Source organism: Sulfitobacter marinus (assembly GCF_900116285.1).
GTDB classification, from domain to species: Bacteria; Pseudomonadota; Alphaproteobacteria; order Rhodobacterales; family Rhodobacteraceae; genus Sulfitobacter; species Sulfitobacter marinus.
The window spans coordinates 23614-34550 of record NZ_FPAJ01000009.1 but is presented as its reverse complement, the minus strand read 5'-3'; the positions used below and the strand labels follow the sequence as shown (position 1 = coordinate 34550).

Genomic DNA, 10937 nt, shown 5'->3' with positions numbered 1-10937 from the left:
AACGCAAGAACGCCCGCTGTGATATTTTCACAGCGGGCGTTTTTTGTATTGTTATCGTATTGAGAGATATACATTTATTGAACTTATTAGGTTTGGCGGTGACCTACTCTCCCACGTCTTAAGACGCAGTACCATTGGCGCAGTAGCACTTAACTGCCGAGTTCGGGATGGGATCGGGTGTTTTGCTTACGCTATGACCACCAAACCGAATAAATTCAACAAATGTCCAAGTCAGTACAGTTATGTATGTGTGTATGCTTTTGAATGATGAGTAAAAGTCTTGCTTCTACTGGATCAAATCAAGCCTATCGAGCCATTAGTACCAGTCAACTGAACGTATTACTACGCTTACATCTCTGGCCTATCGACGAGGTGGTCTACCTCGGCTCTCAGGGATACCTTGTTTTGAGGGGGGCTTCCCGCTTAGATGCCTTCAGCGGTTATCCTGTCCGATCATAGCTACCCAGCACTGCTATTGGCATAACAACTGGTCCACCAGTGGATCGTTCACCCCGGTCCTCTCGTACTAGGGGCAACTCCTCTCAAGTATCCTACACCCACGGAAGATAGGGACCGAACTGTCTCACGACGTTCTAAACCCAGCTCACGTACCTCTTTAAACGGCGAACAGCCGTACCCTTGGGACCTGCTCCAGCCCCAGGATGAGATGAGCCGACATCGAGGTGCCAAACACTGCCGTCGATATGGACTCTTGGGCAGTATCAGCCTGTTATCCCCGGCGTACCTTTTATCCGTTGAGCGATGGCCCTCCCACTTGGGACCACCGGATCACTATGGCCGTCTTTCGACTCTGCTCGACTTGTCAGTCTCGCAGTCAGGCTGGCTTCTGCCATTGCACTCAACGAGCGATTTCCGACCGCTCTGAGCCAACCTTCGCGCGCCTCCGTTACGATTTAGGAGGCGACCGCCCCAGTCAAACTACCCACCACACAGGGTCCCGGATCCGGATAACGGACCGCGGTTAGACATCAAGCAGAACAAGGGTGGTATCTCAAGGGAGGCTCCACGCAAACTGGCGTTCACGCTTCAAAGCCCACCACCTATCCTGCACATGTTCGGCCTAATGCCAGTGTGAAGTTGTAGTAAAGGTGCACGGGGTCTTTCCGTCTAACCGCGGGTAACCGGCATCTTGACCGGTAATTCAATTTCGCTGAGTCTATGTTGGAGACAGCGGGGAAGTCGTTACGCCATTCGTGCAGGTCGGAACTTACCCGACAAGGAATTTCGCTACCTTAGGACCGTTATAGTTACGGCCGCCGTTTACCTGGGCTTCAATTCAGAGCTCTCACCCCTCCTTTTAACCTTCAGGCACCGGGCAGGCGTCAGACCCTATACGTCGTCTTACGACTTCGCAGAGCCCTGTGTTTTTAATAAACAGTCGCCACCCCCTGGTTTGTGCCCCCAGCCCCTAGTTGCCTAGGAACCGGGCCTCCTTCTCGCGAACTTACGGAGGTATTTTGCCGAGTTCCTTCAACATAGTTCTCTCAAGCGCCTTGGTATTCTCTACCTATCCACCTGTGTCGGTTTAGGGTACGATCTAGCGATGGAGCTATTTCCAGGGACCTCTAAGCAGCCCATTCAATCCGATAAGGATGAACTACCCTCGAGATCCGTCACTTCCATCTGGCCCAGGAATATTAACCTGGTTCCCATCGACTACGCCTTTCGGCCTCGCCTTAGGGGTCGGCTTACCCTGCTCAGATTAGCTTTAAGCAGGAACCCTTGGATTTTCGGCGAGAGTGTCTCTCACACTCTTTGTCGCTACTCATGTCATCATTCTCACTAGTGATCTCTCCACCGGATCCCTCACAGGCCGGCTTCACAGAAAACTCCGCGTCTCCAAGACCGTAGGGTGGGTAAAACCCACCTTGGGCTAAGGAGACATGGAATTATGTCACACTACGCTCTGCTACCATGCAATAAATGCATCCTAAGCTTCGGCTCATGGCTTGAGCCCCGTTACATCTTCGCCGCAAGACAACTTATTTAGACCAGTGAGCTGTTACGCTATCTTTAAAGGATGGCTGCTTCTAAGCCAACCTCCTGGTTGTTTTGGTCGTCTCACCTGCTTTCCCACTTAGCCATGAATTAGGGGCCTTAGCTGTAGGTCAGGGTTGTTTCCCTCTTCACGACGGACGTTAGCATTCGCCGTGTGTCTGCCATCTAGTACTCCTCGGTATTCGGAGTTTGGTTAGGATCAGTAAGCCTGTGGGGCCCCATTACCCATCCAGTGCTCTACCCCCGAGGGTATTCGGATGACGCTCTACCTAAATAGATTTCGCAGAGAACCAGCTATCTCCGAGTTTGATTGGCCTTTCACCCCTAGGCACAGCTCATCCCGATCCTTTTCAACGGATGTGGGTTCGGTCCTCCAGTAAGTGTTACCTTACCTTCAACCTGGCCATGCCTAGATCACTCGGTTTCGGGTCTGATCCCACAAACTCAACGCCCTATTAAGACTCGCTTTCGCTGCGCCTACACCTAACGGCTTAAGCTTGCTTGTGAGACCAAGTCGATGACCCATTATACAAAAGGTACGCTGTCAGATCGTAAAGATCCTCCAACTGATTGTAGGCGTTCGGTTTCAGGTACTGTTTCACTCCCCTCGTCGGGGTGCTTTTCACCTTTCCCTCACGGTACTGGTTCACTATCGGTCAGTAAGGAGTACTTAGCCTTCGAAGGTGGTCCTCCGATCTTCAGACAGAATTTCACGTGTTCCGCCCTACTTAATACGTCCTCTCATGCTTCTTATACGGGACTATCACCCACTTTGGTTGCGCATTCCAACGCATTCTAACCACAATTGAGGCTCGGCTGGTCCCCGTTCGCTCGCCGCTACTAGGGGAGTATCAATTGATTTCCTTTCCTCCGGGTACTTAGATGTTTCAGTTCCCCGGGTTTGCTTTTATAAACCTATGTATTCAGTCTATAAATACCTGGTTTACCTCATTATTAGCTACCCAGAAGGGTAATAATAACAAAGTATCAGGTGGGTTGCCCCATTCAGAAATTCATGGATCAAAGCTTATTCTCAGCTCCCCATGACTTATCGCAGAGTATCACGTCTTTCATCGCCTCTTACTGCCAAGGCATTCACCAAACGCCCTTTTCGCGCTTGATTTGATCCAGAAAAAGCAAGACTGGTTTAATGTCCTACCGCCTATTCGGCTACTTGAGGACAATTTAGACCCTCAACGGCCGATAGAATGTAGAACACCAGTCTAACGTGGAAGACAGAAGCTGGTAAGAAACTGTCTTTCCTTATTCCAGATCAAAAGCATACTTTTACCCGCCCACTCTCTAAGAGTGGACAGCGAGACATGCATCTAGCCCACCTTCCGTGCAGGAAGTAGGCGTCATGTCTCTGGTTAGTGTACTTGACTTGGACAACACGTCTATTTCAGTCGCGATATGATTAAAAGACCGAGGAAACAGTCCGCTAAACACCGGCTTCCTAAGAAGCAGCAACCGAGATCATTACCTTACTCGGTAAGATCGGATCGTGTTGTTTGTTACTTTAAGATTACTCTCAAAGTAACTGTATCTCTCTTTACGATGTCAATCAGGTGCATTCCAAAGGAATGTCACCAATGCGTTTCCGCACCGTCCGATTGGACGGGCAAACAGTCGAAACTGCTTGCCGGTCTAATCACTGTATTTACACCTCACTGCGTGAAGTATTTGGTGGAGCCTAGGAGGATCGAACTCCTGACCTCCTGAATGCAAATCAGGCGCTCTCCCAGCTGAGCTAAGGCCCCATCATTCCCCGAGGGATATGGTGGGTCGAGGAGGACTTGAACCTCCGACCTCACGCTTATCAGGCGTGCGCTCTAACCACCTGAGCTACCGACCCATACGAGCGGTAGCTCGTGTTCTTGTTCTGAAGAGATATGAGGACGGCTCGGTCCGAAAGGTCATCTTGCGATGCCTTGATGTGGACAGCTTTGTTTGCTGTCCTGCTAAGTGTTTCACGAGATGAGCAAGCTCATTTACTAGAAACATCCTTAGAAAGGAGGTGATCCAGCCGCAGGTTCCCCTACGGCTACCTTGTTACGACTTCACCCCAGTCGCTGATCCTACCGTGGCCGCCTGCCCCCCGAAGGTTAGCGCAGCGTCGTCGGGTAGAACCAACTCCCATGGTGTGACGGGCGGTGTGTACAAGGCCCGGGAACGTATTCACCGCGTCATGCTGTTACGCGATTACTAGCGATTCCGACTTCATGGGGTCGAGTTGCAGACCCCAATCCGAACTGAGACAGCTTTTTGGGATTAACCCATTGTCACTGCCATTGTAGCACGTGTGTAGCCCAACCCGTAAGGGCCATGAGGACTTGACGTCATCCACACCTTCCTCCCGCTTATCACGGGCAGTTTCCCTAGAGTGCCCAGCTTAACCTGCTGGCAACTAAGGATGTGGGTTGCGCTCGTTGCCGGACTTAACCGAACATCTCACGACACGAGCTGACGACAGCCATGCAGCACCTGTCACTGCGTCACCGAAGTGAACGCTCGATCTCTCGAGTTAGCACAGGATGTCAAGGGTTGGTAAGGTTCTGCGCGTTGCTTCGAATTAAACCACATGCTCCACCGCTTGTGCGGGCCCCCGTCAATTCCTTTGAGTTTTAATCTTGCGACCGTACTCCCCAGGCGGAATGCTTAATCCGTTAGGTGTGTCACCGAACAGTATACTGCCCGACGACTGGCATTCATCGTTTACGGTGTGGACTACCAGGGTATCTAATCCTGTTTGCTCCCCACACTTTCGTACCTCAGCGTCAGTATCGAGCCAGTGAGCCGCCTTCGCCACTGGTGTTCCTCCAAATATCTACGAATTTCACCTCTACACTTGGAATTCCACTCACCTCTCTCGAACTCAAGACCAGGAGTTTAGGAGGCAGTTCCAGGGTTGAGCCCTGGGATTTCACCCCCTACTTTCTGATCCGCCTACGTACGCTTTACGCCCAGTAATTCCGAACAACGCTAACCCCCTCCGTATTACCGCGGCTGCTGGCACGGAGTTAGCCGGGGTTTCTTTACCAGGTACTGTCATTATCATCCCTGGCGAAAGTGCTTTACGATCCTAAGACCTTCATCACACACGCGGCATGGCTAGATCAGGCTTGCGCCCATTGTCTAAGATTCCCCACTGCTGCCTCCCGTAGGAGTCTGGGCCGTGTCTCAGTCCCAGTGTTGCTGATCATCCTCTAAAACCAGCTATAGATCGTAGACTTGGTAGGCCGTTACCCCACCAACTATCTAATCTAACGCGGGCCAATCCTTTCCCGATAAATCTTTCCCCCGAAGGGCTTATACGGTATTACTCTCAGTTTCCCGAGGCTATTCCGTAGAAAAGGGTATGTTCCCACGCGTTACTAACCCGTCCGCCGCTCGGTCCCGAAGGACTGCGCTCGACTTGCATGTGTTAGGCCTGCCGCCAGCGTTCGTTCTGAGCCAGGATCAAACTCTCAAGTTGAAATGATGTTACCATCATATCCTTGACGTCGAACCTCTGCACATCGACCTGCAGTACTTACTGAATACTACAGGCGTCTTTTCTGTTTGTTGTGCTTAGAGCTACAAAGTAGCCGAAAGCCGTCCAAACAGTGAAGCTGACACTGGATCATCGCTAAAGACCAAATGGCCCGTCGCTACCAGCGCGATATGAAGAGGTTGATCCATCGAATGAACCAAACCGCCCACATATCTCTTCAGATATTATCAATTTCAAAGAGCGTTGAGACAAAAGAAACCAAGATGCGCCGTAACTTTCAGCGCGCCCCGCCTCGAATACCTCAGAATTTCTCCGCCTCCTGAACCTCCATCGCCTCTCAGCTCCGTCCGTCCCGTCTAGCGCACCGTGTCGGCTTGTCTGCGTCTCCGGTAAGGGGGGTTCTAAGGTTTGTTCCAAATACCCGCAACCCCTTTTTTCGGATTTTTCATCTTTAGTCAAAAAACCTTCACAAAAGCCTGTTTTATTGGCGTTTCAGGCATTCGTTTTCTTGCCGGGCTATTGAGATATGCAGCCCGAAACAGCGTTTTGCGGTGATTTCCGTCATTTTCGGGCCTTGGGGCGATTCACTTTCGGTGGAATCGCAGTGGAATCGGCGACTCGTTCACACCATTGGGCCGGAATCACGTCCCTACCCCATCCGGCCCCTACAGAGTGTGGACGCGCAGCTGATCGCCACAGGTTTTACGCGCTATATCCACCACATGCTGGTGATGCGTCAGATAGATCGCCTGCCCGGTCTGTCCAACACGTTGCATCAGTGTGCAGGCCGCGCGTGTCCGGTCTTCGTCAAAGGTTTCAAACACGTCATCGCAAAAGAACGGCAGGATGCGCCCGTTCTGTGCCATCTGGTCGTATGCGGCCGCGCGCAATGCCAGATACAGCTGAAACCGCGTGCCCTTGGACATATCGGCGGCCTCTTTCAGGGTCATGTCGGATGTTTGGACGGCTTGTAGTATATCACCGTTCCGGGCCGGTACCGTTTTCAGCTGACCATAGGCACCGTTTGTCAGGTCTTTAAATGCCTGCTCGGTTGCTGCAAGCATGCCGCTTCTATGCGCATCACGATACCGGCGGATCGCTTCTTCGGCCAGGATATGGCCAAACCGCCCCTCAAGATATCGCAGCACGGCATCTTCCACCTGGGCCTCGAGGGTCCGTTTTTGCGCGACAAGGGATGCAACCGCGTTGTCAGCCCCCACGCCGTTCAATGCGATCTGTGCGCCCGTTCGTTTCTCAATCGCGCCTTCCAACGCCGTTCGGGTACGCGACAGGTCTTGGGTTACGGTGTCGAGTTCCACTTGGCACATATCGGCGGGGTGATTGTCGAGTAACTTGGCGGCATCATCCGATGATGGCACTCCCAACACCGAGAACAGAGAGGTCAGCGCCTCTTGCGCCTTGGTCCGCAGATCGATCGCATTTTGAGCGACCGCTGTCGCTGCACGTAGCTGCTCCAGAGTTTGCGTCGGGATCGCGGCATCAAACACCTGCGCGATAAGCTGCACCTGATCATCCAGCACGCTGATCTTATGTGCCGCGTCTTTGGCGACCTCGTCGTGTCGTGCGTGCTGCACCTCAAGCTCTTGGCGTTGGCGTGCGATACCTTGTGTCTCGGATATTTGCTGCTGATAGGCAGCATAGCGTTCGAGGGCCGTTTCCCCTGCGGCGTCCTCCAGCTTGATCGCGTCCAGACCGCGTTCGAAATCCGCGATATTCGCAGACATGCTTTCGACCTGACGGCGCAGCTTACGGATCGTTTTATCGATCTGGGTAATCTCACGCAGGGCGCGGGTGCCGTCCCATGTAAGCGGGTCCGTTTTTAGGTCTGGTATATAATGTGTGAGAGCATCGGCCCAATTGGTCCTCGCCGTATCTCTTGTGGTTTGGGATTTGCCCTCGGCGGCGCTGCGGCGTTCCGCTTCGATCTTTGCGGTTCGTACTGCCGTTTCAGCCAAGGCCAACGCTTGTTTTTGTGTCTGTTGGCCCGCAAGCTGCGCCTTGGCCAGTTTCATTAAGCCCGCCAATGACCCGCCAGTCACATCCAGCATCGTATATAGTGTCTCGGTCAGGTCGCGTACCTGCGCCTGCAAATCTGCTTGCGCGGCCTCAAGCGCGTCAAACTGAGCAGCGGCCTGCTCTGCTTCATAGGCGTCACAGACCCAACGCGCGAAATCATCTGCGTCTAGGGTTAAGGGCAATCCATGCTGTTGGAGATAGTCCTCCAACTGCGCAGTTAGCTTTTCCACCTCACCCAAACCCGCGCCATGGCGGGCTTTGATCTGCTCAAACTCTTCGCAAGCCTCAATCTCAGTGCGTTGCGCCTGGCGGTGCTCGGCGATTTCTTTGCTTTGCGTTGCGCGCAGTTTGGTCTGGGCATCATCGGTCTGCATGGCTGCCTCGAACGCATTGACCGATGCGGGTTCAAGCGTGGCCTTATGCGCCAACCATAATTGATCGCGGGTTTCCCGTGTGGCTACAGCAGTTGCATCATCAATCAAATCAGGCCGTGCTTGCGACAGCTTAACCTGTATTTGCGCCTGATCCCAACGCGCCTGCGCAGTTTTCAACTGATCTGCGATGCTATCGGCAGCCCGCTGTGCTTGCGTCACATCAGCGTTCAACTGGTCAGCTTGGGCCTGTGTGACATGTACCTCGGGCGCGGTATCAAACTTCACGCCGGGGCGGGCCAGCTTGCGCAACGCATCGGATTTGCTCTGCCGTGCCGTGGCAAGCTTATGCTCGGCCTCGCTATGACGCGCAACAATATCTTCGGCGTCTGCCGTTGCAACCACCCGGTCCAAAGCGGGATCGCCAGTCACATTCGCGCGGGCGTCTTCCGCCTGCCGCACCGCGTCTTGCAGTTTGGCCTGCGCGTCACATGCCTCTTGATTGGCGGCTGCACATGCCTTTTCTGAATCGCTCAGATCGCCCCTTAACCGCTCCAGCGTCGTCAGATCGGATTCCCCCAGAACATAGCGGCCCAAATCCCCCGTCACCTGTAAACCGATCCCCAAAAGCTGCTCGCGCAATTCCTGCTCTTCGTGGTCAAGCTCGGCCTGACGCCGTGGTAAATCCAGCAGGCCGGTTTGCGCACGGCTTTTCAGCTCTTCCAGCGCGCCAAGCTGATCCGCCGCAGCCAATACGTTGGGATCGACAATCAGGCTCTCTCGCTGCGCGGCGACCGCTTCCATCTCGCGAGCCGCCTGTTCATATGCCGCCGTAAGCGCCACGCGCTTGGTCATCAGATCAAGCAACTGTTCAGGATCGATATCCAACGCGGCTGGGTAATGGGCGATAGGTTCTAGCTGCTGTTCAAGCGCGCGCAGTTGCCCAGCCAGCGGATGCGCCTCTACCAGATTTTCCAGCTCAAGCTTGCGCCGGGCCAGATCGGTTTCTTCCCGCCGCAGTCCAGCCTCAAGCGTTTGGGCATTTTCCAACTCAGTACGCAAGGCACGGTAAGCCGGCGCGCTCACGTCTTGGTCTTTGATCTGCTGATTGACCTCTGTCAGTTCTGCCTTCAGCATTGCAAATTCAGATTTAGTGCCGCCTTTGCGGTAAATATCCAGCGACCTGACGTTCACATCTTCCAGCACCTGCGACAGATCACTGATCCCCGCCGCCGCAGAAAACAACAGCTTGCCGATATCGCCTTTGCTTTTGGTGATCTCCTCGCCGCCGGCCTCGATGGTTTCATCATCCAGACACAAGAGCTTGCGATATTCATCCACCGTCAGATCGCGCAGCGCATTGGTTAGTATCGTATCAGGGGTAACCTGCCCTTGTGCGTCCAGCAAATTGGGTTCGCGTTTGGACAGTCGTGTAAAGCTGTGCGCGGTCCCCTCAATCTCAAGCACGCCGCCAACACGCAGATTGGCACGCTGATGCTTGAACGCATAAGGATCATTCTTCGGAAAACCGAAGAGCAGGCGCAGGTACCCTTCCATCAACGTGGTTTTACCCGCTTCGTTGGGGCCAAAGACGATGTGGAAATCCGATCCACCTGCAGGTGCTTCGCCAAAATCGATCTTGCGGTCAGTAAAGTGACCAAAGGCATCCAGATCCAGCTGGCGCAAGCGCATCATTCGCCCTGCCCTCGCATCTTGGCGACCATCGTCAGGATGGCATCCTCGGTCAGGCGGGCGAGCAGCGCGTCTTGCGCCGCTTCATCCGGCACCATATCGCGGCGACGCTCGGCGGGGAGCAGCGCCAACATCTGATCCAGCTCTTTGCCCAGCTGATCCCGCGATGCAGGCGATGTGGCAACGTCATGCATCAGTTGTTCAACTTCGCCCACGGCACTGTCTGCACGTTCCGAGGATGGCGGTGATACATCTAGTATAAGCTTCTCAAGCCACAGCCCGCCGATGCTTTCGGCCATCTGCGCAATGTCCGCCTGCCAGAGATCGGCGAGTTGCCGGATACGCCAAGCCATCGCGGTTTGCCCCGTCAACCGCAGCCGCAAGATCGCAGCACCCCTGCCTGCCTCGGCTTTCAAACAATTTCGTAAGGCATCGCGGACGTCGTCATCTGTTTCAACCCCGTCCAACACACACTCGCAGGCACGGAATTCCAACAGGGATGTTGGCAATTTCGAAACGTCAATTTTTCCGTCCTGCACTGTCAGGATGGTGGCGGATTTCGGACCCGCCTCGCCGATGTCGCGCCCTTGGGGCATGCCGGGCATCACGATCCACGGGTTCTGCCCGTGCACCTGCCGTTTATGCACATGCCCAAGCGCCCAATAGTCAAAATCGGTCTGCGCCAGTTCCGCCACCGAACAGGGCGCATAAGAGTCATGGCCCGCGGCCCCCATCAGCGACGTATGCAGCATGGCGATGTTCACAGCACCCGGCACCGGAGCTTTGAATTTGGGCAGCAAGCTATCTGGCGCATGACGGCCCCGAAAACTGACGCCATGAATATAGACGAGGTGATCGCCCAGTTGGACCATGCCCCCCTTGCCATCAAACACATGCACATTGGCAGGCAACGCGATTTCGCCAGCAATCGGATTTTCCGCGTCGTGGTTCCCCTTGATATAGAACACCTGCACGCCTGCATCAGCCAAACGCTGCATTTGCCCCGCAAGATAGGCCGCCGTTTTGGCGCTGCGTTCCTGACCGTCGTATAGATCGCCCGCAATGAGAAACGCGGCAACGTCTTCGTCGATGCAATATTGCACCATTGTTTCCAGCGCATGACGGCTGGCCCCACGCACCTGCGCGGCAAGACGATCATCCTTTAGTGCCAAGCTGCGCAAAGGTGAATCAAGATGCAGGTCGGCAGTGTGCAAAATGCGAAGGGTCAAAAAGATCGGCCTTATCAAGGGAAAAAGTGCTGTGCATTCTTTGTCACGCAGTTCACTTTCGGTTGCAACCGCTGGGTGCTGCTATGATCCTTGGCG

The 10937-nt window shown here is 54.1% G+C and carries 2 protein-coding genes, 2 tRNA genes and 3 rRNA genes; all 7 read right to left on the bottom strand.

Annotated features, from left to right (window positions below; translation table 11 throughout):
* Positions 1–90 precede the first annotated feature (90 nt).
* Positions 91–205 (bottom strand): 5S ribosomal RNA (gene rrf, locus BM347_RS17040).
* 90 nt (positions 206–295) lie between these two features.
* A 23S ribosomal RNA gene (locus BM347_RS17035) occupies positions 296–3142 on the bottom strand.
* A gap of 561 nt (positions 3143–3703) precedes the next feature.
* Positions 3704–3779 (bottom strand) — tRNA-Ala (locus BM347_RS17030).
* 18 nt (positions 3780–3797) lie between these two features.
* Positions 3798–3874 (bottom strand) — tRNA-Ile (locus tag BM347_RS17025).
* Positions 3875–4029: 155 nt separating this feature from the next.
* Positions 4030–5494, bottom strand: a 16S ribosomal RNA gene (locus tag BM347_RS17020).
* The 16S, 23S and 5S rRNA genes sit together here with 2 tRNA genes alongside, the layout of an rRNA operon.
* Positions 5495–6177: 683 nt before the next feature.
* Positions 6178–9615: a YhaN family protein gene (locus BM347_RS17015; RefSeq protein ID WP_093917707.1), complete on the bottom strand. Its 3438-nt coding sequence runs from the start codon at positions 9613–9615 to the stop codon at positions 6178–6180.
* The gene (locus BM347_RS17010; RefSeq protein WP_093917706.1) at positions 9612–10841 is read right to left on the bottom strand and encodes a metallophosphoesterase family protein; all 1230 of its coding nucleotides are present in this window, start codon (positions 10839–10841) and stop codon (positions 9612–9614) included. The genes BM347_RS17015 and BM347_RS17010 overlap by 4 nt, the downstream gene beginning before the upstream one ends.
* Positions 10842–10937 lie beyond the last annotated feature (96 nt).

Bases quoted from the DNA above. Each gene is read 5' to 3' on its own strand.
- BM347_RS17015 (WP_093917707.1), bottom strand. From the start codon at position 9,615: ATGATGCGCTTGCGCCAGCTGGATCTGGATGCCTTTGGTCACTTTACT.